Here is a 24,611-nt window from a genome sequence, read left to right on the forward strand (position 1 = left end):
CCCTCGATCTCCAGGTGGACGACGACCACCGGCTTCGTCGCGCCGTCCGCCGCCGCCCGCAGCTCCTCCGCCACCGCCCCCGCGTCCTGAGGGCCCGGCACCGCCGCGAGCGCCGGCACGTCCGGATCGGTCACCCAGGGGATGGCCGTGACCAGCACCGCGTCGCAGCCGTCGGCCGCCAGCGCGCCGGCGACGGCGGCGCGGAAGTCCTCCGGCGCCGCGGCCGGGGTCAGGTCGTGCGGCGGCAGCGGGCGAAGCCCGGCCGCGCGGCAGGCGTCGTACGCGAGGAGGCCGAGGGAGTCGGAGTTGCCGACGATCGCGACCCGCGGCCCGGCGGGCAGCGGCTGGGCGGCGAGCAGCAGCCCGGTGTCGACCAGCTCGGTGACGGTGTCGACGGCGACGACCCCGGCCTGGCGGAGCAGCGCGCCGACGGTATCGGCGGGCACCGACGTGCCGGGCACGGCGTGCCCGGGCGGTGTGCTGGCGCTGTGCCGGGCGCCCTTGACGACCACGACCGGCTTGTCGGCCGAGGTGCGGCGGGCGAGGCGGGTGAACTTGCGCGGGTTGCCGAGGGATTCGAGGTACATGAGGACGACGTCGGTGGCGGTGTCGTCGTGCCAGTACTGCAGCAGGTCGTTGCCGGAGACGTCGGCGCGGTTGCCCGCGGAGACGAACGTCGAGACCCCGGCGAGCGCCGCGCCCGGCCGCCGGTGCAGCGCCGAAAGCAGCGCGATGCCGATGGCGCCGGACTGGGTGAAGACCCCGACACGGCCGTGGCCCGCGGGCTCGGGGGCGAGGGTGGCGTTCAGGCGTACGGGCGGGGCGGTGTTGAGGACGCCGAAGGCGTTGGGGCCGATGACGCGCATGCCGTGGCCGCGGGCCTGCCGGACGAGGGCGCGCTGCCGCGCCCGGCCGGTGGCGCCGGCCTCGGCGTAGCCGGAGGAGAGCACGACGAGGCCCTGCACGTCCTGCTCGCCGCAGTCGTCGACGACGTCGGGGACGCGGGCGGCGGGCACGGCGACGACGGCGAGGTCGACGGGCTCGTCGATGTCCCGTACGGAGCGGCGGGCGGGGACGTCCTCGGGCAGCAGCCGGTCCTGGTCCTCCGGGTAGGCGTGGTTCACGGCGTAGACCCGGCCGGTGAAGCCGGCGGCGAGGAGGTTGGCGAGGACGGTGCGGCCGACGCCGCCCGGGCGGCGGCCGACGCCGACGACGGCGACGGAGCGCGGGGCGAGCAGCCGCTGGACGGACCGGGCCTCGGCGCGCTGCTCGCGGGCGTGCATGACGGCCAGGGACCGCTCGGTGGGCTCCAGCCCGAACTCCAGCCGGACGACGCCGTCCGCGAAGCTGCTCTTCTGGGTGTAGCCGGCGTCCGTGAAGACCTTCATCATGCGGTTGTTGGCGGGCAGCACGTCGGCGACGAAGCGGCGCACGCCGCGCTCGCGGGCGCAGGCGGCGATGTGCTCCAGCAGCGCGGAGGCGACGCCGCGGCCCTGCTGGTCGTCCTGGACGAGGAACGCCACCTCCGCCTGCGGCTCCCCGTCGGCCGCCGGCTCGATGCGGTCGTAGCGGACGGTGGCGATGAAGGCGTCGCCGACGACGGCGGCCAGGCCCACCCGGTCGACGTAGTCGTGGTGGGTGAAGCGGTGCACGTCCTTGGCGGACAGCCGGGGGTGCGGGGCGAAGAAGCGCAGGTACTTGGACTCGTCGGAGACCCGGTCGAAGAACGCGACGAGGCGGTCGGCGTCGTCCGGGACGATGGGCCTGACCTGTGCGGTGCCGCCGTCGCGCAGCACGACGTCGGCTTCCCAGTGGGTGGGGTACTCGGGTGCCGACGGGGTGGCCATGGGGCCCAGGTTACGGTCCGGGCCTGCTGGCGGGAGCGGACGCGGCCAGGCAGTCTGAGGTGACCGCGGAGGGCGCGGGGCGGCCGGGGCGGGCCGCGGGGGCGGTACGGGCGGCATGCGGCCCGGCGGCCCCGGGGAGGAGAAGCACAGGCAGGCCGTGGTCCGGCCCGCCCGGCGAGCGTGCAAGAATGGTCTAGACAACTAGCGCAAGGGAAGGGCAACACCATGGCTGAGCGCCGCGTCACCGTCGGCTGGACCGAAGGGCTGCACGCCCGCCCCGCATCCATCTTCGTGCGGGCGGCCACCGCCGCGGGCGTCCCGGTGACGATCGCCAAGGCGGCCGACGGCAACGCCGTCAACGCCGCCTCGATGCTGGCCGTGCTGGGGCTGGGCGCCAAGGGCGGCGACGAGGTCATCCTCGCCTCGGCGGACGACGCCTCCGAGAGCGCGCTCGACCGGCTGGCGAAGCTGGTCCAGGAGGGCCTGGACGAACTGCCAGAAACCGTCTGAGCACGGCCGCCGGCGAATCCCCGCGCCGGGCCCGCCGAAATGGCCGGTTACCGACGATCGGTTTTCCGGACGGCGGGAAATTCTCCGGCATCCCGGATTTCCGCGGCGCACGCAATTGTTACGGCTGGTCGCTTCCCGTGTTTACGGCATGTTTCCGGGAACTCACACGCACGGTCCTGCGCAATTCGTACGCGGCGGCGGAACGCTCCACGTGCGCCACGGCCAGCGCCCTGGCCCGCTCCGCGTCACCGCGCGCGACGGCGTCGGTGAGCGCGCCGTGCTCGTCCCACGACTCCACCGACCGGGCCGCCGGCGAGGCCCCGTACAGCCAGGACACCTTCCGGCGCAGCTGCACCAGCAGCACGGTGAGGTTCCGGCTGCCGGTGGCCTGCGCCAGCGTCTCGTGGAACCAGGTGCTCAGCGACGGCAGCTCCGCGACGTGCCCGCGCCGCGCCCGCTCCCGGCCCAGCCGCACCAGGCCGTGCAGCACCTTCAGATGCGCCTCCGTGCGCCGCTGGGCCGCGCGGGCGGCGCCCAGCGGCTCCAGCAGCGCGCGTATCTCCAGCAGGTCGGCGGCGTCCTGCGCGGTCGGCTCGGCGACGCAGGCGCCGACGTGCCGCTCCGTGGTGACGAAGCCCTCCGACTCCAGCGTGCGCAGCGCCTCGCGGACCGGCACCCGCGAGACCCCGTACCGGCGCGCGAGCTGCTCCTCGGTGAGCCGGCCGCCCTGCGGGAAGAATCCCGAGACGATGTCGTCGCGGATCGCGGCGCACACCGCCTGGGAAATACCGCCGTTCACCGCGCACACCGCATCATCCACACCCCTCAGCGCCGCCCGGGTGAACAGTATGGCAGCGGCGGCCGAATTAAGGCAGGAACGGGAAAGAGCCCGGCGCCGCCGCCGGGCTCTTTCCGGTCTGCCGCGGGCCCTTTACCGCGACCCGCGGAAAGCCGGCGTCAGCCGGAGACGACCCGGACCGCACCGATGCCCAGCCCCCGCACCGGCTCGGCGATCCGCTCCGCGTCGCCGACGAGCACCGTGACGAGCCGGTCGGTGGGGAACGCGGCCAGCACCGCCGCCGTGGCCTCCACCGTGCCGGTGTCGGCGAGCCGCGCGTACTGCCGGGCCTGGTAGTCGTCCGGGAGCTGCTGCTCGACCTGGTCGGCCAGCGTGCCGGCGACCGCGGCCGACGTCTCGTACCGCAGCGGGGCCACGCCGACCAGGAAGTCGGCCGCCGCGTCCCGCTCGGCGTCGGTCAGCCCGTCGGCCAGCGAGCGCAGCACCTTCCAGGTGTCCGCCAGCGCCGGGCCGGTCACGTCGGTCTCGACCGAGCCGCCGATGGCCAGCAGCGCGGCACCGGTGCCGTCGGCCGGTGAGCGCAGCGCCTGCGCGGAGGCGCGCACGCCGTAGGTGTAGCCCTTCTCCTCGCGCAGCACGACGTCCAGGCGGGAGGTGAGGGTGCCGCCCAGGCAGTACGTGCCGAGCAGCTGGGCGGGCCAGACGGCGTCGTGCCGGTCGCTGCCGATCCGGCCGATCAGCACCTGCGTCTGGACGGCCCCCGGGCGGTCGACGACGACGACCCGGCCGGTGTCGTCCGCCGCCACCGGCGGCAGCGGGCGGGCCTCGGCGGCGGTGCCGGTCCAGGCGCCGAGGGTGGCGGCCAGCGCCTCGTCGACGTCGAGGCCGGAGAGGTCGCCGACGACCACGGCGGTCGCGGTGGCGGGCCGCACGTGGGCGGCGTAGAAGGCGCGTACGGCGGCGGCGTCGATCCGCGCGACGGACTCCTCCGTGCCCCAGCGGGGACGGGAGAGCCGGTCGCCGGCGGCGAACAGCTCGGCGTACAGCGCCATCGCGGCGCGCCGGCCGGGGTTGGCCAGCTCGTGCGGGATCTCGTCCAGCCGGTTGGCGACCAGCCGCTCGATCTCGTCGTCCGGGAAGGCGGGCGCGCGCAGCGCGGCGGCGAGCAGCGTGAGGCCCCGGCGCAGCCGGGACGCGGGGACCTCCAGGGAGACGCGGACGCCGGGGTGGTCGGCGTGCGCGTCGATGGTGGCGCCGCAGCGCTCCAGCTCGGCGGCGAACTCCTCGGCGCTGTGCTCGTCGGTGCCCTCGGAGAACGCCCGCGCCATGATCATGGCGACGCCGTCCAGGCCGGCCGGCTCGGCGTCCAGCGGCGCGGCGAGGCACACCTCGACGGCGACGACCTGCTGGCCGGGGCGGTGGCAGGTGAGCACCGTGAGCCCGTTGCCGAGGGTGCCGCGCTCCGGGGCCGGGAACGCCCAGGGCCGCGCCTCGCCGCCCTGCGGGCGGGGATGGAAGGTCATGGTCGTGCTGGTCGTCTCGGCGGTCACGCCTGAACCTCGTCTTCCTCGGTGCCGGCGGCGCCCGCGTTCTCGTCGGTGGCGCCGGTGTCGGAGTCGTCCGTCTCGCCGTCGGCCGGGGCCGTGGGCTCGTACACGAGGGCCGCGCGGTTCTCCGGGATCAGCCGCGCCTTGGCGACGGCCTGCACCTCCTCGGCGGTCACGCCGAGGATCCGCTCGACGGCCCCGAGCGCCAGCCGCGGGTCGCCGAAGAGCACCGCGTAGCGGCAGAACTCGTCCGCCCGGCCGCCGACGGTGGCCAGCCGGTCCAGCCACTCACGCTCCAGCTGGGCCTGCGCCCGCTCCATCTCCTCGGGCGTCGGCCCCTGTTCCGCGAAGCGGGCCAGCTCCTCGTCGACGGCGGTCTCGATGGCGGGCACCTCGACGCCGCCGGACGCCTTGACGTCCAGCCAGCCCAGCGACGGCGCGCCGGCCAGCCGCAGCATCCCGAAGCCGGCCGCGACGGCGAGCCGGTCGCGGCGCACCAGGCGGTTGTAGAGCCGGGAGGACTCGCCGCCGCCGAGCACGGTCAGGGCCAGGTCCGCGGCGTCGGCCTCGCGGGTGCCGTCCTCGGGCAGCCGGTACGAGGCCATGAGCGCCCGCGACGGCACCTCCTCGGCCAGCTGCACGCGCTGCGCGCCGCCGAGGGTGTCGGGCAGCGAGCCGTCGCGCGGGGGCTGCTTGCCCTCGTGCGCGGGGATGGAGCCGAAGTACTTCTCCACCCAGGCGAGGGTCTGCGCGGTGTCGATGTCGCCGACGACGGAGAGCACCGCGTTGCTCGGCGAGTAGTACGTGCGGAAGAACTCCCGGCAGTCCGCGAGCGAGGTGGCGTCCAGGTCGGCCATCGAGCCGATCGGCGTGTGGTGGTACGGGTGGCCGTCGGGGTACGTCATCGCGGCGAGCCGCTCGAACGCGGTGCCGTACGGGACGTTGTCGTACCGCTGCCGGCGCTCGTTCTTCACCACGTCGCGCTGGTTGTCCAGGCTCTCCTCGGTGAGCGCGCTGAGCAGCGAGCCCATCCGGTCGGCCTCCAGCCACAGCGCCAGCTCCAGCTGGTGGGCCGGCAGCGTCTCGAAGTAGTTGGTGCGCTCGAAGCTGGTGGTGCCGTTGAGCGAGCCGCCGGCGGACTGCACCAGCTCGAAGTGGCCGTTGCCGGAGACCTGCGCCGAGCCCTGGAACATCAGGTGCTCGAAGAGGTGGGCGAGCCCGGTGCGGCCGGCCACCTCGTGACGCGAGCCCACGTCGTACCAGATGCACACCGCGGCGACGGGCGTGAGAGGGTCCTCGGAGAGGATGACCCGCAGCCCGTTGTCCAAGCGGTGTTCCTCCAGTGTCAGTCCGCCTGAGTTGGCCTGCGGGGTGGCCGTCTGACCCATGGGCATGGAGTCCCTTCGATCGCTGCTGTACGCGGCACACCGGACGTCCGGTGTCGCGCCCCCACTGTATGCCGGGGGCCGTGTGCCGGGTCGTGGTCGGCGATGTCGGCGCGTGGGTCCACAATGGGGGCGCACGCCGACCGCCCGTGAACGAGCCGATGAGGAGCAGCCGCCGAGATGGCCCGCCGCAGCAGCAGTGCCCCGCCGCCAGAGGAGATCGAAGAGCGGATCCTCGACGTCGACGTCGTGGACGAGATGCAGGGCTCCTTCCTTGAGTACGCGTACTCGGTCATCTACTCCCGCGCGCTCCCCGACGCCCGCGACGGCCTGAAGCCCGTACACCGCCGCATCCTGCACCAGATGAACGAGATGGGCCTGCGCCCCGACCGCCCGTACGTGAAGTGCGCGCGCGTCGTCGGCGAGGTGATGGGCCGGCTGCACCCGCACGGCGACTCCGCCATCTACGACGCGCTGGTGCGCATGGCGCAGCCGTTCTCGATGCGGCTGCCGCTGGTCGACGGCCACGGCAACTTCGGCTCCCTCGGCAACGACGACCCGCCCGCGGCCATGCGCTACACCGAGTGCCGCCCCGCGCCCGCGGCGACGCTCATGGTCGAGTCGATCGACGAGGACACCGTCGACTTCACCGCGAACTACGACGGCAGCGAACAGGAGCCCGTCGCCCTGCCGTCCGCCTTTCCGAACCTGCTGGTGAACGGCGCCTCCGGGATCGCGGTCGGGATGGCGACCAACATGCCGCCGCACAACCTCGGCGAGGTCGTCGCCGCCGCGCGGCACCTCATCCGGCACCCGGGCGCCGACCTGGAGACCCTGATGCGGCACGTCCCGGGTCCCGACCTGCCCACCGGCGGCCGCATCGTCGGCCTCGACGGCGTCCGGGACGCGTACGAGACGGGCCGCGGCAGCTTCAAGATCCGCGCCACCGCGACGGTGGAGCAGGTCTCCGCGCGCCGCAAGGGCATCGTCGTCACGGAGCTGCCCTTCACCGTCGGCCCGGAGAAGATCAGGGCCAAGGTCAAGGACCTCATCGGGGCCAAGCGGCTGCAGGGCATCGCCGACCTGAAGGACCTCACCGACCGCGAGCACGGCCTGCGGCTGGTCTTCGAGGTCAAGAACGGCTTCAACCCCGAGGCCGTGCTGGAGCAGCTGTACAAGCTGACCCCGCTGGAGGAGACCTTCGGCATCAACAACGTCGCGCTCGTCGACGGCCAGCCGCTCACGCTGGGCCTGAAGGAGCTGCTGGAGGTCTTCCTGGACCACCGCTTCACCGTGGTGCGGCGGCGCAGCGAGTTCCGGCGCACCAAGCGCCGCGACCGGCTGCACCTGGTGGAGGGCCTGCTCGTCGCGCTCCTCGACATCGACGAGGTCATCCGCATCATCCGGGCCAGCGAGAACGCCGCGCAGGCCAAGGAGCGGCTCATCGGCCACTTCGCGCTCTCCGAGATCCAGACGCAGTACATCCTGGACACGCCGCTGCGCCGGCTGACCAAGTTCGACCGGCTGGAGCTGGAGGCCGAGCGGGACCGGCTGACCGCGGAGATCGCCGAGCTGACGCGGATCCTGGAGTCGGACGCGGAGCTGCGCAAGCTGGTGTCCGGCGAGCTGTCGGCGGTGGCGAAGAAGTACGGCAGCGCGCGCCGCACGATGCTGCTGGAGGCCGGCGGCGAGCCGGCCGCGGCGGTGCCGCTGGAGGTCTCCGACGACCCGTGCCGGGTGCTGATGTCGTCCACGGGGCTGCTGGCCCGTACCGCCAACGGCGATCCCTTCGGCGATCCGGCACCGGCCAAGCGGGCCAAGCACGACGTGGTCGTCTCCGCCGTGCCGACGACGTCGCGGGCGCACATCGGGGCGGTGACCTCGGCCGGGCGGCTGCTGCGGATGCCGGTGATCGACCTGCCCGTGCTGCCGGAGACCGCGGCCCGGCCCAGCCTGGCGGGCGGCGCGGCGGTCGCGGAGTTCCTGTCGCTGGCCGACGACGAGCAGGTCGTCTGCCTCACGACGCTCGACGAGTCCTCGCCGGGCCTGGCGCTGGGCACGGCGCAGGGCGTGGTGAAACGGGTGGTCCCGGACTACCCGGCGAACAAGGAGGAGTTGGAGGTCGTCTCGCTCCGCGACAGCGACCGGATCGTCGGCGCGGCGGAGCTGCGCACCGGCGAGGAGGACCTCGTGTTCGTCACGAGCGACGCGCAGCTGCTGCGCTATCCCGCGGGGCAGGTGCGGCCGCAGGGCCGGGCGGCGGGCGGCATGGCGGGCGTGAAGCTCGGCGCGGGGGCGGAGGTGGTCGCGTTCCACGTGGTCGACCCGGCCGCGGAGGCGGCGGTGCTGACGGTCGCCGGCTCCTCGGGGGCGCTGGACGGCGCGTGGGTGCAGACGGCGAAGCTGACGCCGTTCGACCAGTTCCCGCGGAAGGGGCGGGCCACGGGCGGCGTGCGCTGCCAGCGGTTCCTGAAGGGCGAAGACCGACTGACGTTCGCCTGGACAGGCCCGGTGCCGGCCCGCGCGGCGGGCCGAACCGGGGCGCCGGTGGAGCTGCCGGAGCCGGACCCGCGCCGGGACGGCTCGGGTACGCCGCTGACGAAGCCGGTGGCGGCGGTGGCGGGCCCGGTGTAGCCGGGCACGGGCCCGGGGCGTCGGCGGCGCGACCTGTTTCGCTGGACCGGGTGGTCACCGGCTGCCAGCGTGGGACCCCATGAGGATTCCGACCGTCACCGACGCCCTGCGCGCCCGCCGGCTCATCCGCGACGCGCTGCCGCCGACCCCGCTGTGGTCGTACCCCGCGCTGGCCCGCGGGCCGGCCGCGGCCGTGTTCGTCAAGCACGAGAACACCCAGCCGACGGGCGCGTTCAAGGTACGCGGCGGCCTCGCCCTGCTCGCCTCGATGACGGCCGAGGAGCGCGCCCGCGGCATCGTGGGCTACTCCACGGGCAACCACGCCCAGTCCCTCGCCTACGCCGCCGCCCGGCACGGGGCGCCGTGCACGATCGTGATGCCGGAACGCCCCAACCCGGGCAAGGCGCGCGCCGTCACCGCCCTCGGCGCGGAGCTGATCGAGCACGGCGCGACGTTCGACGAGGCCCGCCCGTACGCCGGGCGGCTGGCCGCCGAGCGCGGCGCCCGGCTGGTGAGCGCCGCGGACGAGCCGGAGATCGTCGCCGGCGTGGCCACCGCGTATCTGGAGCTGTTCGAGCAGGCGCCGGACCTGGACGCGGTGCTCGTCCCGGTCGGCGGCGGCAGCGGCGCCGCCGCCGCGTGCCTGGTGGCCGCGGCCGTCGCCCCGGACTGCCGGGTGGTCGCGGTGCAGTCCGCGGCCTCCCCGGCGGCGTACGAGTCGTGGCGTGCGGGCCGCCTCGTGGAGCGGCCCAACCGCACCGCCGCCGAGGGGCTGGCCACCGGCACCGGCTTCGCCCTGCCGCAGGCGCTGATGCGCGCCGGGCTCGCGGACTTCCTCCTGGTCGACGACGGGGACATCGCCCGCGCCCAGGGCAGCCTGATGCGCGACGCGCACACCCTGGCCGAGGGCGCGGGCGCCGCGGCGTACGCGGCGCTGCACGCGCACCCGGACGCCTTCGCGGGGCGGCGCGTCGCGGTCATCTGTACGGGAGGGAACGCCCAGGAAGCAGAAATCGCCAGGGCTATCGCCTGAAGGTGTGAAGCGCCGGGAATCCCCCGTCTGCGATCTCCTCGCTCTGCCCATTCTGGGCGGGCGGCAACCCCGCCGAGCGAGGAGAGCACCCGGTGAACACCCCCCAGGGGCCCGAAGGGGCCCCGGCAGCCCCACCCTCCGAGGCTGACGGCGACGTGTACCTCGCGGTCCACGCAGCCCCCGAGCTCCAGCGGGTACGCCGCCGGTACCGGCGCCTCGTCGTGCCGGCCGCGCTCGCGTTCCTCGCCTGGTACCTGTCGTACGTCGTCGCCGCCACCGTCGCCCCCGAGCTGACGGGCCGCCAGGTCGCCGGCCCGGTCAACGTCGCGCTGCTCGCCGGCCCCGGCCAGTTCGCCACCACCTTCCTGCTCACCTGGGCGTACGCCCGGCACGCCCGGCTGCGCCGCGACCCGGCGGCGCTCGACCTGCGCTGGGACATCGCCATGCGCACCCGCCGCTCCGACGGGTACGTCGGGACCCGCACCGCCGCCCGCTTCAGTGCGCGCGCGGCGTCCCCGCGGCCATGTGCGTCTGCGCCACCGGTACGGCGCCGCAGCTCGCCGGTGTCGCCGCTGCGGCGGCGCGGGGCGCGACGGGCACGTCCCAGCCGCGGCCGTCGCGGTGCGCGACGGTCACCCGCCAGCCGTCCCCGTCCCGGTCCCCGCCACTGCCACTGCCACCGCCACTGCCTTCGGTGCGTACGACCGCGAGGGCGTCGGCGCCGTGCTCGCCGGCCGCCCGGCGCACGGCCAGCTCCGCCGCCTGCCCGGGGCGATCCCAGGTGGAGCGCCCGCGGCAGCCCTCGGGGACGACCAGCCCGGCGGCGAGCGACGCGACGACCTCCTTGACGCCGTGCGGGGTCATGCGGCCGTAGGCGTAGCCGTGCGGGAGGAGGAGCAGCGTGGGCGAGAAGCGGTGGCCGCCGATGTGGGTGATCTCCCAGGTCTCGGTCCCCCCCGGCGGCGTGCAGGGCGGCGGCGAGGGGGCGGCCGAGGAGCGCGCAGCAGCGGTCGCGCCGGCCGTTGGTGCAGACGAAGACGAGCGGCGGCGCTCCCGGGGTCTTCCGGGTCCCCCGCGTCTCGCGGGTCTCCCGCGTCTCCCCGGGCCCGGGGGCCCGGTCGCCGTCGTACGGGCCGGCGCCGAGTGCGGCGTCGAAGCCGGCGTGCTCGCCGCGGCCGAGGGCGGCGAAGTCGAGGTCGGTGAGGCGCGCGGGGTCGCGGACGTCGGTGGCGTGGATCCAGGTGCCGCCGGGGGCGGTGTGGGCGGCGAGGACGCGGCGGCTGGCGGGGCGGCGGACGTCGGCGTGCCGGCCCGGCCGGCGGATGAGCGCCACGCGCACGCCGCTGCCCTCGGCTCGCTCCTCCAGCACGCGGCCGACCTCGGGGTCGAGGTGGCTCTGGGTCAGCGCCTCGCTCCCCCACGGGCCGGTCTGCTCGACGAGCAGCCAGGTCGCGGCGACGGCCGCGGTCCCGGCGAGCGGTTCGGCCAGCTCTCCGGAGGCGGTCGCGCACGTACTCACGAAGGTGAGCCTAACCGTTCCTCAACACCCCGTCCCGCGCAGCCCGTCCGTCCCGGTGTTCCGGTCGTGTCCCGGGTGCCCCGCGAACCCCCTGCGCGGCCGGGAACGAGGGAATCCGGACCCAACCGCAAACAGCTTGCGCTTCTTGCGCTAATCTTGCGGTCATGACTCGACGACTTGCTGAGGTTGCCAAGAAGGTGGGGGTCTCCGAGGCCACCGTCAGCCGCGTGCTGAACGGAAAGCCCGGGGTGTCGGAGGCGACCCGGCAGGCCGTGCTGTCGGCCCTCGACGTGCTCGGCTACGAACGGCCCACGCAGCTGCGCGGCGAGCGCGCCCGGCTGGTCGGGCTGGTGCTGCCCGAGCTGCAGAACCCGATCTTCCCCGCGCTCGGGGAGGTGGTCGGCGGCGCGCTGGCCCAGCTGGGCCTGACCCCGGTGCTGTGCACGCAGACGAAGAACGGCGTCTCCGAGGCCGCGTACGTGGACCTGCTGCTGCAGCAGCAGGTCTCCGGGGTGGTGTTCGCCGGCGGCCAGTACGCGCAGTCCGCCGCGCCGCACGAGCACTACCGCAGGCTCGCCGAGCGGCGCATCCCGGTGGTGCTGATCAACGCGGCCATCGAGGACCTGGGCTTCCCCCGGGTCTCCTGCGACGACGCCGTCGCCGTCGAGCAGGCGTGGCGGCACCTGGCCTCGCTCGGGCACCGCCGGATCGGCCTGCTGCTGGGCCCCGGGGACCACGTGCCGTCGGCCCGCAAGCTGGCCGCCGCCGAGGAGCTGGCGCGGCAGACGGGGCTGGAGCTGCCGCCGGCCCGGGTGGCGCGCGCGCAGTACTCGCTGGAGAGCGGCCAGGCGGCCGCGTCGCGGATGCTCGACGACGACGTCACCGGATTCGTGTGCGCCAGCGACCCGCTCGCGCTCGGGGTGATCAGGGCGGTGCGGCGGCGCGGCCTGGACGTGCCGGACGACGTCTCGGTGGTGGGGTACGACGACTCGGCGTTCATGAACTGCACGTCGCCGCCGCTGACCACGGTGCGGCAGCCGATCGAGTCGATGGGCCGGGCGGCGGTCGAGCTGCTGTCGGCGCAGATCGGCGGCGCCCCGGTGGCCGCCGACGAGCTGCTGTTCGAGCCGGAGTTGGTGGTGCGCGGCTCCACCGGCCCCGCACGGTGAAGGATCTTCACCTTCCAGTCTCATTCTTGCAACTTCTGCGCGACATATTGCGGAGTCCTGTCGACGGTGATTGAGTGTGGCCCGCCACGGCAGCGTGCAGCCGTGGTTTCCCGCTCATGCCCAGAGGGGTCACCGAGATGAAACAGACCGGGTTCCGCCGTACCAGCGCCGCCTTCGCACTCAGCGCCGTCCTGGCGCTGGTCGCCGCATGCGGCACCTCCAGCTCCGACGAGGGCGGGGACGAGGCGGCCGATCCGGCCGACGCCGCCGCCCCGCTGGACCCGGAGACCGAGGTCACCCTGACGATCGACTGCATGCCGCCGGCGGCCGAGAAGGCCGAGCTGAAGGAGTGGAACGAGGACGTCGAGGCGTTCAACAAGAAGTACCCGAACGTCACGATCGAGGGAAAGCAGACCGACCCCTGCCTGGAGCCGCCGCGGTTCACCGCCATGCTCAAGGCCAAGTCGCAGCCGGACGCCTTCTACACGTACTTCACCGATCTGCAGCAGGTGCTGGACAACGACGGCGCCGCGGACATCAGCGCGTACGTCAACGACGAGACCGTCCCGGCGCTGAAGGACATCGACCCGCAGGTCCTCGACGTACTCAGAGAGGACGGCAAGCTCTACGGGCTGCCGACCAGCAACTACACCATGGGCCTGCTGATCAACCGCAAGCTCTTCGAGCAGGCCGGCCTCGACCCCGACAGTCCGCCGACGTCCTGGGACGAGGTGCGTACGGCCGCGAAGGCCATCTCCGGCCTCGGCGACGGCGTCAGCGGCTTCGGCGAGTACAGCGCAGGCAACAACGGCGGCTGGCACTTCACCGCCGCCATGTACGGCCTCGGCGGCGACATCGTCTCCGACGACACCACGAAGGCCGCGTTCAACGACGAGACCGGCCTGGAGTACGTCGAGAACCTCCACGCGATGCGCTGGGAGGACGACAGCATGGGCAAGACCCAGCTGCTCAAGTGGGGCGACCTGCAGAAGCAGATGGCGTCCGGCAAGCTCGGCATGTTCCTCGCCGCACCCGACGACATCACGTACATGGTCCAGCAGCTCGGCGGCGACTACGCCGACTACGGCATGGGCCCCATGCCCGGCGGCCAGGCCACCCTCTTCGGCGGCAACGACTACCTCGTCAAGAAGGGCAGCTCGCCCGACCAGATCAAGGCCGCCATCGCCTGGCTGAACTTCAAGTTCCTCACCCCCGGCACGGGCCAGTTCGACTGGGCGCGTACGAAGGCCGACGGGCTGCCCGTCGGGCTGCCGCAGCCGGACTTCTGGACCGGCGAGAGCAAGCGCAAGGACGACGAGCTGCGCGCCGAGCACTCCACGATGCCGGTGGAGAACTTCCGGCCGTTCCGCGAGAACCCCGTCCCCGGCCGCGCCGAGCCGCCCAAGGCCCAGGAGATCTACAAGGTCCTCGACACGGTGATGTCGGGCGTGCTCACCAACGAGGACGCCGACCCGGCCGAGCTGCTCGACACCGCGGAGGACCAGGTCAACCAGGTCCTGGCGAACCAGTAGCCATGGCGGCGCCCACCATGTCCCGGCCGGCCGCCCCGTCCGCGGGGCGGCCCGCCGGCCACCGGCGCCCCCGCCGCGGGGAGTTCGCCCGCGCGCTGCGCCGCAACCTGACCGCCCACGGCTTCCTCATCGGCGCCGTGCTCTGCTTCTCGCTCTTCTCCTGGTATCCGATGGTCCGGGAGTTCATCCTGGCCTTCCAGAAGAACGAGGACGGCGAGACCGTCTGGGCGGGCTGGTCGAACATCAGCTACATCTTCAACGACCCCGCCTTCTGGGACGCGTGGCGCAACACCTTCCTCTTCACCGGGCTGGCGCTGCTCCTCGGCTTCGCCGTGCCGTTCGCGGTGGCGATCGTGCTGAACGAGTTCCGGCACGGCCGCGCGTACCTGCGGATCCTGGTGTACCTGCCGGTGATGCTGCCGCCGGTCGCGTCCGTGCTGCTGTTCAAGTACTTCTACGACCCGGGCCACGGGCTCTTCAACCGCGTCCTGGAGGCCTTCGGCCTGCCCGCACAGGACTGGCTGCAGTCCAGCGACACCGCGATGCTGTCCGTGGTCATCGCCGCGACGTGGATGAACATGGGCGCGGCCACGCTGATCTACCTGGCCGCGCTGCAGGGCATCCCGGGCGAGCTGTACGAGGCGGCGGAGCTGGACGGTGCCGGGCTGTTCCGCAAGATCTGGCACGTGACCATCCCGCAGACCCGGCTGATCCTGTCGCTGATGCTGCTGATGCAGATCATCGCCACCATGCAGGTCTTCGTGGAGCCGTTCCTGCTCACCGGCGGCGCCGGCCCGGAGAACTCGACGCTGACCGTCGTCCAGCTCATCTACCAGTACGCCTTCACCTTCAACAACTACGGCAGCGCCGCGGCCCTCGGGGTCGTGCTCATGCTGGTGCTGGCCGTCTTCTCCGCCGTGTACGTCCGCCTCGACCGCGGCAGCGAAGACTGAGAGCCGGGAGAACTTCCGATGGCCGAATCGCAAAGGACGCTGATCTCGCCGGCGGCGCTGGCCAGGCCGCGCGGGAAGGTCCTGTACTGGACCGCGTTCGCCCTGGTGATGCTGGTCTTCACGCTGGTGTTCATCGGGCCGCTGTACTGGATGGTGACCAGCGGGCTCAAGACCACCCAGGAGTTCGCGCAGACACCGCCGACGCTCGTACCGGGCGAGGTGCAGCCGGACAACTACTCCGAGGCGTGGAACGTGCTGGACCTCGCCCGGCTGCTCCTCAACACCTGCGTGTACGCCTTCGGCGCGCTGGCCTTCCAGCTCGTCTTCGACGTGGCCGCGGCGTACTCGCTGTCCAAGCTCCGCCCCGTGCTGGGCAAGGTCATCCTCGGCGCGATGCTCGCGACGCTGATGATCCCGGCGACGGTCCTCGTCGTACCGCAGTACCTCACCGTGCTCGACGTGCCGCTGGTGGACCGCAACCTCATCAACTCGCCGTGGGTGATCTGGCTGCCGTCGGTCACCAACGCCTTCAACATCTTCCTGCTCAAACGCTTCTTCGACTCCATCCCCCGGGAGCTGATGGACGCCGCCGCCATGGACGGCGCCTCGCCGATGCGCACCCTGCGGTCCATCGTGCTGCCGATGTCCCGGCCGATCCTCGGCGTCGTCTCGATCTTCGCGGTCGTCGCCGTGTGGAAGGACTTCCTCTGGCCGATGCTCACCCTGCCCGACCCGTCGAAGCAGACACTCAACGTCGGCATCTACTCGCTGGCCGCGAGCGTGCCCGAGAACCAGCTCATCGCCGCGCTCGCCATCGCCTCCATACCCACGTTGGTGATCTTCCTCGTCTTCCAGCGCAACATCATGCACGGCCTGACCGCCGGCAGCCTCAAGGGCTGACGGGAAGGGCCCTCTTCCTGATCCAGTAGGGATTTCCTGTGAGGGATTCAGTGTCGGATACCAGCTGGTGGCGCGACGCCGCCATCTACCAGGTCTACGTACGCAGCTTCGCCGACGGCGACGGCGACGGCACCGGCGACCTCGCCGGGGTCCGAGCCCGGCTGCCGTACCTCGCCGAGCTGGGCGTGGACGCCGTCTGGTTCACCCCGTGGTACGTCTCACCGATGGCCGACGGCGGCTACGACGTCGCCGACTACCGGGCCGTCGACCCGGCGTTCGGCACCCTCGACGAGGCCGAGAAGCTGATCGCCGAGGCCCGCGCCCTCGGTATCCGCACGATCGTCGACATCGTGCCCAACCACGTCTCCGACGCCCACCCCTGGTTCCGCGCCGCGCTGGCCGCCGGGCCCGGCAGCCCCGAGCGCGAGCTGTTCCACTTCCGCCCCGGCCGCGGCCCGGACGGCGAGCTGCCGCCGAACAACTGGCCCTCGCAGTTCAACGGCGAGAGCTGGACCCGGCACGCCGACGGCGACTGGTACCTCCACCTGTTCTCCGAGCGGCAGCCGGACCTCAACTGGGCGCACCCGGCGGTGCGCCGCGAGCACGAGGACGTGCTGCGCTTCTGGTTCGAGCGCGGTGCGGCGGGCGTACGCATCGACTCCGCCGCCCTGCTCGCCAAGGACCCCGACCTGCCCGACTGGGACGAGGACGACCCGCGCGGCGCGCCCAGCCCGTACGTCGACCGCGACGAGCTGCACGGGATCTACCGCTCCTGGCGGGCCATCGCCGACGCGTACGACGGCGTGCTCATCGGCGAGCTGTGGGTGCCCGAGCCGGAGCGCTTCTCGCGCTACCTGCGCCCGGACGAGCTGCACACCGCGTTCAACTTCGACTTCCTCGCCCGCCCCTGGGACGCCGCCGAGCTGCGCGCGTCCATCGACACCACGCTGGCGTACCACGCCCCGGTCGGCGCGCCCGCGACCTGGGTGCTGTGCAACCACGACGTGACCCGCACGGTGACCCGCTACGGCCGCGACGACGCCGACCCGGGCACCGGCTTCGACTTCGCCGCCAAGCGCTTCGGCACCCCGGCCGACCCCGAGCGCGGCACCCGCAGGGCGCGCGCCGCGGCGCTGCTCTCGCTCGCCCTGCCCGGCTCCGTCTACCTGTACCAGGGCGAGGAGCTGGGCCTGCCGGAGGCGGACGTGCCGCGGGACCGCATCGTCGACCCGATGCACTTCCGCTCCGAGGGACGCGACCCGGGCCGGGACGGCTGCCGGGTGCCGCTGCCGTGGCGGCCGGGCGGGCCGGCGTACGGGTTCAGCGACCCGGCGGACGCGGGCGGCGGGGCCGGCGGGGCCGCCCCGGCCGAGCCGTGGCTGCCGCAGCCGCCGGGCTGGGGCACGTACGCCGTCGAACGCCAGGAGGACGACCCGCGCTCGATGCTGCACCTGTACCGGGAGGCGCTGCGGCTGCGCCGCGGCGAGCCGGCGCTCGGCGACGGGCCGATGCGCTGGCTCGACGCCCCCGGCGGCGTGCTGTCCTTCGCCCGCTCCGACGACTTCGTCTGCGTCGTCAACCTCGCCGCGGAGCCCGCGCCGCTCCCGGCCCACCGTGCCGTCCTGATCGGCAGCGGCCCCCTGGACGAGGGGCGGCTGCCGCAGGACACGGCGGTCTGGCTGCGCACCTAGCCTGCCGCGCCCAGCACCCCAGCACCCCAGCACCCCAGCACCCGCATCCCCGCACACGGCACAGGTCCACTCGTCCGGGTGCCCGGCCCGCCCCGCGGGCCGGGCACCTGCCCCCCCCAGGAGAGAGGAGCACCACCGTGACCACCCGAAGAACCTTCCTCGCCGGCGCCGCGGGCGCCGGACTCGCCGCGGCCGCCGGCCTGCGGCCCGCCGCCGCGGCCTGCGCCGCCGAACCGTCCCCGTACGTGCACGCCTTCTACTACTCCTGGTACGGAAACCCCGGCCACCACGGCTCGTGGGTGCACTGGCAGCAGGGCGGGCACACGCCGCCCGACGACGTCGGCGCCGACTTCTACCCCGCCCTGGGCGCGTACGACTCGGGCGACTACGACGGCGCCGTCGCCCAGCACACGGCGTGGGCGCGGCAGGCCGGCATCGGCGTGCTGGCGTACAGCTGGTGGGGCCGCGGCAGCTACGAGGACCGCCGCGCGGCCGGGGTGCTGGACGCGGCGGCGGCCGCGGGCCTGCAGCTCGCCTGGCACATCGAGCCCTACGCGGGGCGCGACGCGGCGTCGGTCGTCGACGACGTGGCGTACCTGGAGGAGAACTACGGCGCCCACCCGGCCTACCACCGGGCGGCGGACCGGGGCGGGCGCTGCGCGTACTACGTCTTCCACAGCCTGAACACCACCGACTGGGCGCCGATCGCGGCGATCCGGGACAGCGCCCTGGTGCTGGCGCAGACCACGGACGTCTCCCGCGTCGAGCACTTCGGCGGCATCTACACGTACGACGCCATCGCCGGCGCGAACGACCCGGACTGGGCGGGCGTCGCCGCCTGGTGCCGCGCGAACGACTACGTGTGGGCGCCGTCCATCGGACCCGGCTACCTCGACGACCGCGCCGTGCCGGGCAACACCACGCCGACCGTGGACCGCGCGGACGGCGCGGTGTACGACCGCAGCTGGGGCCACGTGCTGGACCCGCGGAAGGGCGGGCCGGCGGACTGGGTGACGCTCACGTCGTTCAACGAGTGGCACGAGGGCAGCCAGCTGGAGCCGGCCGCGGCCGCGCCCCCGCTGCCGGTCTACCTCACGTACGACGGCGCCTACGGGCGTACGGGCGCGGCCGCCGAGACCGCGTACCTGGACCGGACCCGGCACTGGGTGACCGAGTTCGAGAAGGCGTCCGGGCGGCGCTGAGCCGGCGCCCGCCCCGAGAGGGGCGGGCCCCGGCGGGGCCCGCCCGCCTCAGGTGTCGATCCGCGAACGGTCCAGGGTGGCCGCCGAGTTGGTGATGAACTCCTTGCGGGGGGCGACCTCGTTGCCCATCAGCAGGTTGAACACCTGCTCGGCGGCCTCCAGGTCGCTGATGTTGATCCGCCGCAGCGTGCGGTACCGCGGGTCCATCGTGGTCTCGGCGAGCTGGTCGGCGTCCATCTCGCCGAGGCCCTTGTAGCGCTGGATGGACTCCTTGAAGCGCGTGCCCTTGCGCTGCAGTTCGAGCAGGGTCTCGCGCAGCTCGCTGTCCGAGTACGTGTAGATGTACTTGTCCTGGCCCTTCTTCGGCTGGATCAGCTCGATGCGGTGCAGCGGCGGCACCGCGGAGAAGACCCGGCCCTCCTCGACCATCGGGCGCATGTAGCGCTGGAAGAGGGTGAGCAGCAGGGTGCGGATGTGCGCTCCGTCGACGTCGGCGTCGGCGAGGAAGATCACCTTGCCGTAGCGCGCCTGGTCGATGTCGAACGTCCGCCCCGAGCCGGCCCCTATCACCTGGATGATCGCGCTGCACTCGGCGTTCTTCAACATGTCCGCGACGGAGGCCTTCTGGACGTTGAGGATCTTGCCGCGGATCGGCAGCAGGGCCTGGAACTCGGAGTTGCGGGCGAGCTTGGCCGTGCCCAGCGCGGAGTCGCCCTCGACGATGAACAGCTCGGAGCGCTCCACGTCGTCGCTGCGGCAGTCGGCGAGCTTGGCGGGCAGGGAGGAGGACTCCAGCGCGGTCTTGCGGCGCTGCGCCTCCTTGTGCTGCCGGGCGGCGATCCGGGTACGGGCCGCGGCCACGGCCTTCTCCAGCACCGCGCGCGCCTGCTGCTTGGCGTCCCGCTTGGTGGACGTCAGGAACGCCTTCAGCTCCTTGGCGACGACCTGGGCGACGATCCGGGACGCCGCCGAGGTGCCCAGCACCTCCTTGGTCTGGCCCTCGAACTGCGGCTCGGAGAGCCGGACCGTGACGACGGCGGTCAGGCCCTCCAGCGCGTCGTCCTTGACGACGTCGTCCTCGGCGACGCGCAGCAGCTTCAGGCTGCGCAGGGCGTCGTTGACGGTGCGGGTCAGGGAGCGCTCGAAGCCGGTGAGGTGGGTGCCGCCCTTGGGGGTGGCGATGATGTTGACGAAGGAGCGGATCGTGGTGTCGTACCCGGTGCCCCAGCGCAGCGCGACGTCGACGCCGAGGTCGCGGGTGACCTCGGTCGGCGTCATGTGCCCGCGGTCGTCGAGCACCGGGACGGTCTCCTTGAACGTCCCCTGCCCGGACAGCCGCAGCACGTCGCAGACGGGCCGGTCGGGGGCGAGGAACTCGCAGAACTCGCTGATCCCGCCGTCGTAGCGGAAGGTCTCCGTGGTGTGCTCGGCCTTGTCGGCGGAGCGCTCGTCGCGCACGACGAGCGTGAGGCCGGGCACGAGGAAGGCGGTCTGCCGGGCGCGCGCGTGCAGGTCGTCGAGGGACAGCTCGGCGTCCTTGAGGAAGATCTGCCGGTCCGGCCAGAAGCGGATGCGCGTGCCCGTCCTGCTCTTGGGGACCTTCTTGCCCTTGACCAGGCCGCTCGCCGGCTCGAAGGAGTCGTCGGGGCTCTTGCCCGAGAACCGCCCGGGCACGCCGCGGCGGAAGCTCATCGCATGGGTCCTGCTGGAGAGGTCGACCTCGACGTCGAGCCGGGCGGACAGCGCGTTGACCACCGAGGCGCCGACGCCGTGGAGACCGCCGGAGGCCGCGTACGAGCCGCCGCCGAACTTGCCGCCGGCGTGCAGCTTGGTCAGCACGACCTCGACGCCGGGCAGGCCGGTCTTCGGCTCGATGTCGACGGGGATGCCGCGGCCGTCGTCGTCGACCTGCACGGAGCCGTCGGCGGCGAGCAGGACCCGGATGTTCCGGCAGTGTCCGCCCAGGGCCTCGTCGACGGAGTTGTCGATGATCTCCCACAGACAGTGCATGAGGCCGCGGCTGTCGGTGGAGCCGATGTACATGCCGGGCCGCTTGCGGACGGCCTCAAGGCCCTCCAGGACGAGCAGGTGCCGCGCGGTGTAATTGGAACCGTCGCGCTCGGCGGCGGCCAGCACGGACGGCACGGTCGTGTCGGCGGTCACTCAGTTCGCTCCTCGCTGAATTCGGGCCCGGGTGGCGGTGGCGGGCCTCATCTGCCGGTCAGAGGGTACCGAGGCTCTATAGAGCCGGTACGCAGCCACCCGCATGTGAGTCGATACTAGTCCCGTTTCGAGCGCATGTTCGATCCCTCGGAGGGGTGATTCGTTTATCACGTTCCCTTACGCGCATGAACCATTTAGGCTCCGGGCACGTCCTCATGAACAACCGGCAACCCAGCCGGGGAGGCCAACAAGGACCAAAGGCGCTCAATACGGCACAAGCACGACAAGCACTACGGCTCATCCGCCGCCACCTGGCGACATCGGCCCTGGTGAGGGAGGCTTTCCCGATTCCGAGCCACGAGCGGGAACGTTTTCGGCCTGGTTGGATGTTGACCCTGGTACGACAGCTCGTCGAGCTAGAGAAGAGGCGACGTGACTACTGTTCTGACTCCCGCAAGCCCGCTGACGGCCGCCGACCGGTGCGACCGCTGTGGCGCCCAGGCTTACCTGCGTGTTGTCCTGACGAGCGGCGGCGACCTGCTCTTCTGCGCGCACCACGGCCGTAAGTTCGAGCCGGAGCTCAAGAAGATCGCTGCCGAGATACAGGACGAGACGGAGCGGCTGCAGGCCACTCCCGCGTCGGCAGCCGCCGAAGAACGCTGACACCTCGACGTCAGCCCGACGAGCCTCGTCCGGCCCCGGGCCGGACACAGGCGGTCACCCCTGCGGGGGGTGGCCGCCTCGTCGGTTTCCGGGGCGGTTCGGGGTTCAGGCTCCGGGGCGGTTCCGGGGGTGCCCCTTCAGGAGCCGCTTCACGGCGGCACTGCGGCCCGGGGGCGTACGGCGAGGGCAGCAACCCCGCAGACACACCCGCGCGTCCCGTGGGAACGCGCCAGCGGCCTTCAGGAGGGTTCTCCCGATCCGGCGGCATCCCTGACCGTCGCCACGGCCGCGGAGATGCGCGTGTAGACGCCCGGGCGGCCCTTCTCCCCGCAGCCCTGCCCCCACGAGACCAGGCCCACCAGCCGTCCCCGGACGACCAGCGGGCCGCCGCTGTCGCCCTGGCAGGCGTCCCGGCCGCCGCGCATCAGCCCCGCGCAGACCATGGACTCGGCGGCGTAGCGGCCCTCGGAGCTGCCCGGGTACGCCCGCTCGCACACGGCGTCCGGCAGCACCTCGATGTCCGCGGCGTGCAGCGTCGTGGGGTAGCCGGCGTCGCCCCGGGTCTCGCCCCAGCCGTACACGCGGGCGGGCGAGCCCGGCTCGTACACCGGGTCGTCGGGCTTCGCCGCCAGCCGCAGGGAGCGCCCCGTCGCGGCCGGACGGTCCAGGTACAGCACGGCCACGTCACCGGCGTTGGTCCAGCTGTCGTAGTCGGGGTTCACCCACACCCGCTCGATGCCGAACTCCTTACCGGCGGTGCTCGTGAGGTCCCCGCGGCCGGCCACGACCGCCAGGTCGCCGACCTTGCTCCAGTGCACCCCGAGGGTCTCCTCGGCGAGGCAGTGCGCGGCGGTCAGGACGGCCTCGCGGGACACGAGCACACCCGCGCAGAACTGCCCCGAACGCTCGTCGCCGAAACGCTTCCGGCTGGTCAGCGCGACGGTCCAGGGGCTGTCGTCGATCCGCACCGGTTGCCCGCCGACGACCACGCCGTCCGCCGCCGCCGGCGGCGCCTGCCCCAGCACGGCCGAGGGCAGCAGCACGGCGACGGCGGCGGCGACGAGCGAGCGGAGGCGCGGACGCATGGGTCTCCCTGACGACGCGAGACATCGGGTGGTCGTGTCCACTCAGCCTCGGTCAGCAGGGCGCGGGCCGCACCTCAGTCGAGATAGTCGCGCAGCACCTGCGAGCGCGACGGGTGCCGCAGCTTCGACATGGTCTTGGACTCGATCTGGCGGATGCGCTCGCGCGTGACGCCGTAGACCTTGCCGATCTCGTCCAGGGTCTTGGGCTGCCCGTCGGTGAGGCCGAAGCGCATGGAGACCACGCCCGCCTCCCGCTCGGAGAGGGTGTCGAGGACGGAGTGCAGCTGCTCCTGCAGCAGGGTGAAGCTGACCGCGTCGGCCGGGACGACCGCCTCGGAGTCCTCGATGAGGTCGCCGAACTCGCTGTCGCCGTCCTCGCCCAGCGGAGTGTGCAGGGAGATGGGCTCGCGGCCGTACTTCTGGACCTCGATGACCTTCTCCGGGGTCATGTCCAGCTCCTTCGCCAGCTCCTCCGGGGTGGGCTCGCGGCCCAGGTCCTGGAGCATCTGGCGCTGCACGCGCGCGAGCTTGTTGATGACCTCGACCATGTGCACCGGGATGCGGATGGTGCGCGCCTGGTCGGCCATCGCGCGGGTGATCGCCTGCCGGATCCACCAGGTGGCGTACGTGGAGAACTTGTAGCCCTTGGTGTAGTCGAACTTCTCCACGGCGCGGATCAGGCCCAGATTGCCCTCCTGGATGAGGTCCAGGAAGAGCATGCCGCGGCCCGTGTACCGCTTGGCGAGCGAGACCACCAGGCGGAGGTTGGCCTCCAGCAGGTGGTTCTTGGCGCGGCGGCCGTCCTCGGCGATGATCTCCAGCTCGCGGCGGAGCTTGGGCGCCAGCTTGTCGGCGGCGGCCAGCTTGTCCTCGGCGAAGAGGCCGGCCTCGATGCGCTTGGCCAGCTCCACCTCCTGCTCGGCGTTGAGCAGGGGGACCTTGCCGATCTGCTTCAGATAGTCCTTGACCGGGTCGGCGGTGGCACCGGCCGCGGCGACCTGCTGGGCGGGGGCGTCGTCCTCGTCCTCGTCGGAGAGCACGAAGCCCTCCGCCTCGGCCTCGGCGGGCGGCGGCGGCTCCTCCTTCTCCATGGAGCCGTCGTCCGGGCCCTCCGGGCCGGCCTCGCCGTCCTTCGCCACGGTCTTCTTGGCGGCGGCGGCCTTCTTGGCCGGGGCCTTCTTCGCCGCGGCCTTCTTGGCGGGCGCCTTCTTGGCGGTGGTCTTCTTGGCGGCGGCCTTCTTCTCCGGCTCGTCCGCCGGGTCGCCCAGGCCCGCGGGCACCGGTTCGTCCATGGGGGCCTCCTGGACCGCGTGCGCCGCGACCGTGGCCGTCGGCTTCTTCGTCGCGGTCTTGGCGGGGACGGCTTGCTTGGCGACCGCCTTGGTGGCGGTCCGTTTCGCCGGGGTCTTCGCCGGCACGCTCTTGCGGGTGCGCTTGGGCGCCTCTGCGGCACTGACCATCAGTGTCACGCCCTCCTCTTCGAGGATCTGGTTGAGGCTGCGCAGGACACTCTTCCACTGGGTGGGCGGAATCTGGTCAACCTCGAAGGCACGACGCACGTCATCACCGGCGATCTGCCCTTCGGCCTTCCCCCGCTCGATGAGTGCCATCACGGACTCAGCTTCGGCGATCTCCGGCGGGAGCGTACGGGATGTGCTGGCCGACACGAACAACCTCTCGAAACGATGGGAACGACCGGCGGCGGGGATGGACCACCGGCGTAGAGGCGGAACCGCGATAAGCGCGCCACCACCTCTTAGGTCATCGCGCCTTCCCGCACAGCGTTACGCCCAATCCACGTGGCCCAGGTCACAATCTACCGCCCCCGGGCCGACTGTACGAAAGCAGCCCGGCGAGCGCCCGCCCGTCCGGGCGGCCCGGGGGGCGCGTGGGCGCCCGGGGCGGGCGTGTCGTGCGCCCGAGGGAGGACCGTTGCGCGCCGGGTCCTCGGGGGCGGGCCGGGCGGCGCCCGGCTCGGG

At 73.1% G+C, this 24,611-nt stretch carries 17 protein-coding genes and 2 pseudogenes; 11 read left to right on the forward strand and 8 right to left on the reverse strand.

Annotated elements, in window-relative coordinates; genetic code table 11:
* A partial coding sequence (locus ABD317_RS13625) for a GNAT family N-acetyltransferase (RefSeq protein WP_344290227.1) occupies window positions 1–1,847 on the reverse strand: 1,847 nt, incomplete at its 3' end.
* 225 nt (window positions 1,848–2,072) lie between these two features.
* Between ABD317_RS13625 and ABD317_RS13630 the strand changes: the two genes are divergently transcribed.
* Window positions 2,073–2,357: an HPr family phosphocarrier protein gene (locus ABD317_RS13630; RefSeq protein ID WP_027752604.1), complete on the forward strand. Its 285-nt coding sequence runs from the start codon at window positions 2,073–2,075 to the stop codon at window positions 2,355–2,357.
* Window positions 2,358–2,475: 118 nt separating this feature from the next.
* Here ABD317_RS13630 and ABD317_RS13635 read toward each other — a convergent pair whose 3' ends face one another.
* From ABD317_RS13635 to ABD317_RS13645, 3 genes are all read right to left on the reverse strand, one after another.
* The gene (locus ABD317_RS13635) at window positions 2,476–3,165 is read right to left on the reverse strand and encodes an FCD domain-containing protein (RefSeq protein WP_027752605.1); all 690 of its coding nucleotides are present in this window, start codon (window positions 3,163–3,165) and stop codon (window positions 2,476–2,478) included.
* Between the two features lie 149 nt (window positions 3,166–3,314).
* Window positions 3,315–4,679: a M16 family metallopeptidase gene (locus ABD317_RS13640; protein WP_344290245.1), complete on the reverse strand. Its 1,365-nt coding sequence runs from the start codon at window positions 4,677–4,679 to the stop codon at window positions 3,315–3,317.
* A gap of 23 nt (window positions 4,680–4,702) precedes the next feature.
* Window positions 4,703–6,091, reverse strand: a complete 1,389-nt coding sequence (locus ABD317_RS13645) for an insulinase family protein (RefSeq protein WP_051437985.1) — start codon at window positions 6,089–6,091, stop codon at window positions 4,703–4,705.
* Between the two features lie 177 nt (window positions 6,092–6,268).
* Between ABD317_RS13645 and ABD317_RS13650 the strand changes: the two genes are divergently transcribed.
* The 3 genes and pseudogenes from ABD317_RS13650 to ABD317_RS13660 form a co-directional block, all read left to right on the forward strand.
* On the forward strand, window positions 6,269–8,722 hold the full coding sequence (locus ABD317_RS13650; RefSeq protein ID WP_344290229.1) for a DNA gyrase/topoisomerase IV subunit A: 2,454 nt from the start codon (window positions 6,269–6,271) through the stop codon (window positions 8,720–8,722).
* Window positions 8,723–8,801: 79 nt separating this feature from the next.
* A complete protein-coding gene (locus tag ABD317_RS13655) occupies window positions 8,802–9,755 on the forward strand; it encodes a threonine ammonia-lyase (protein ID WP_344290231.1) in 954 nt (317 codons plus the stop codon).
* A 32-nt stretch (window positions 9,756–9,787) separates the two neighbouring features.
* A pseudogene (locus ABD317_RS13660) lies at window positions 9,788–10,240 on the forward strand (DUF485 domain-containing protein); the annotation flags it as partial.
* A 10-nt stretch (window positions 10,241–10,250) separates the two neighbouring features.
* Here ABD317_RS13660 and ABD317_RS13665 read toward each other — a convergent pair.
* Window positions 10,251–11,274, reverse strand: a pseudogene (locus ABD317_RS13665) (ferredoxin family protein).
* Between the two features lie 164 nt (window positions 11,275–11,438).
* Here ABD317_RS13665 and ABD317_RS13670 point away from each other — a divergent pair.
* The 6 genes from ABD317_RS13670 (at window position 11,439) to ABD317_RS13695 (ending at window position 18,721) form a co-directional block, all read left to right on the forward strand.
* Window positions 11,439–12,443 (forward strand): substrate-binding domain-containing protein, encoded by a 1,005-nt coding sequence (locus ABD317_RS13670; protein ID WP_027752610.1) that lies wholly within the window; start codon window positions 11,439–11,441, stop codon window positions 12,441–12,443.
* A gap of 137 nt (window positions 12,444–12,580) precedes the next feature.
* On the forward strand, window positions 12,581–13,975 hold the full coding sequence (locus ABD317_RS13675) for an ABC transporter substrate-binding protein (protein ID WP_344290233.1): 1,395 nt from the start codon (window positions 12,581–12,583) through the stop codon (window positions 13,973–13,975).
* A 2-nt stretch (window positions 13,976–13,977) separates the two neighbouring features.
* Window positions 13,978–14,928 carry an ABC transporter permease subunit gene (locus tag ABD317_RS13680; RefSeq protein ID WP_027752612.1) on the forward strand — a complete coding sequence of 317 codons (951 nt, stop codon included), beginning with the start codon at window positions 13,978–13,980 and terminating at the stop codon, window positions 14,926–14,928.
* Between the two features lie 18 nt (window positions 14,929–14,946).
* Entirely contained in the window at window positions 14,947–15,828 is an 882-nt protein-coding gene (locus ABD317_RS13685) for an ABC transporter permease subunit (protein WP_037780794.1), read from the forward strand.
* A 50-nt stretch (window positions 15,829–15,878) separates the two neighbouring features.
* On the forward strand, window positions 15,879–17,519 hold the full coding sequence (locus ABD317_RS13690; protein WP_344290248.1) for a glycoside hydrolase family 13 protein: 1,641 nt from the start codon (window positions 15,879–15,881) through the stop codon (window positions 17,517–17,519).
* A 137-nt stretch (window positions 17,520–17,656) separates the two neighbouring features.
* Window positions 17,657–18,721, forward strand: coding sequence for a glycoside hydrolase family 71/99 protein (locus ABD317_RS13695; protein WP_344290236.1), 1,065 nt, complete (start codon window positions 17,657–17,659; stop codon window positions 18,719–18,721).
* Window positions 18,722–18,769: 48 nt separating this feature from the next.
* On the opposite strand, the gene ABD317_RS13700 is transcribed toward ABD317_RS13695, so the two are convergent.
* Entirely contained in the window at window positions 18,770–20,884 is a 2,115-nt protein-coding gene (locus ABD317_RS13700) for a DNA gyrase/topoisomerase IV subunit B (protein WP_344290238.1), read from the reverse strand.
* A 432-nt stretch (window positions 20,885–21,316) separates the two neighbouring features.
* Between ABD317_RS13700 and ABD317_RS13705 the strand changes: the two genes are divergently transcribed.
* Complete coding sequence (locus ABD317_RS13705) at window positions 21,317–21,547, forward strand: DUF7455 domain-containing protein (RefSeq protein ID WP_027752617.1); 231 nt, start codon at window positions 21,317–21,319, stop codon at window positions 21,545–21,547.
* A 239-nt stretch (window positions 21,548–21,786) separates the two neighbouring features.
* Here the strand turns inward: ABD317_RS13705 and ABD317_RS13710 are convergent, their stop codons facing one another.
* A complete protein-coding gene (locus tag ABD317_RS13710) occupies window positions 21,787–22,632 on the reverse strand; it encodes a serine protease (RefSeq protein WP_344290241.1) in 846 nt (281 codons plus the stop codon).
* 74 nt (window positions 22,633–22,706) lie between these two features.
* Entirely contained in the window at window positions 22,707–24,299 is a 1,593-nt protein-coding gene (locus ABD317_RS13715) for an RNA polymerase sigma factor (protein ID WP_344290243.1), read from the reverse strand.
* Between the last annotated feature and the right edge of the window lie 312 nt (window positions 24,300–24,611).

The sequence above is a fragment of the Streptomyces synnematoformans genome, from assembly GCF_039531005.1.
Taxonomy (GTDB): domain Bacteria; phylum Actinomycetota; class Actinomycetes; order Streptomycetales; family Streptomycetaceae; genus Streptomyces; species Streptomyces synnematoformans.

Bases quoted from the DNA above. Each gene is read 5' to 3' on its own strand.
- ABD317_RS13630 (WP_027752604.1), top strand. From the start codon at position 2,073: ATGGCTGAGCGCCGCGTCACCGTCGGCTGGACCGAAGGGCTGCACGCC.
- ABD317_RS13640 (WP_344290245.1), bottom strand. From the start codon at position 4,679: ATGACCTTCCATCCCCGCCCGCAGGGCGGCGAGGCGCGGCCCTGGGCG.
- ABD317_RS13645 (WP_051437985.1), bottom strand. From the start codon at position 6,091: ATGGGTCAGACGGCCACCCCGCAGGCCAACTCAGGCGGACTGACACTG.
- ABD317_RS13650 (WP_344290229.1), top strand. From the start codon at position 6,269: ATGGCCCGCCGCAGCAGCAGTGCCCCGCCGCCAGAGGAGATCGAAGAG.
- ABD317_RS13655 (WP_344290231.1), top strand. From the start codon at position 8,802: ATGAGGATTCCGACCGTCACCGACGCCCTGCGCGCCCGCCGGCTCATC.
- ABD317_RS13670 (WP_027752610.1), top strand. From the start codon at position 11,439: ATGACTCGACGACTTGCTGAGGTTGCCAAGAAGGTGGGGGTCTCCGAG.
- ABD317_RS13675 (WP_344290233.1), top strand. From the start codon at position 12,581: ATGAAACAGACCGGGTTCCGCCGTACCAGCGCCGCCTTCGCACTCAGC.
- ABD317_RS13680 (WP_027752612.1), top strand. From the start codon at position 13,978: ATGGCGGCGCCCACCATGTCCCGGCCGGCCGCCCCGTCCGCGGGGCGG.
- ABD317_RS13685 (WP_037780794.1), top strand. From the start codon at position 14,947: ATGGCCGAATCGCAAAGGACGCTGATCTCGCCGGCGGCGCTGGCCAGG.
- ABD317_RS13710 (WP_344290241.1), bottom strand. From the start codon at position 22,632: ATGCGTCCGCGCCTCCGCTCGCTCGTCGCCGCCGCCGTCGCCGTGCTG.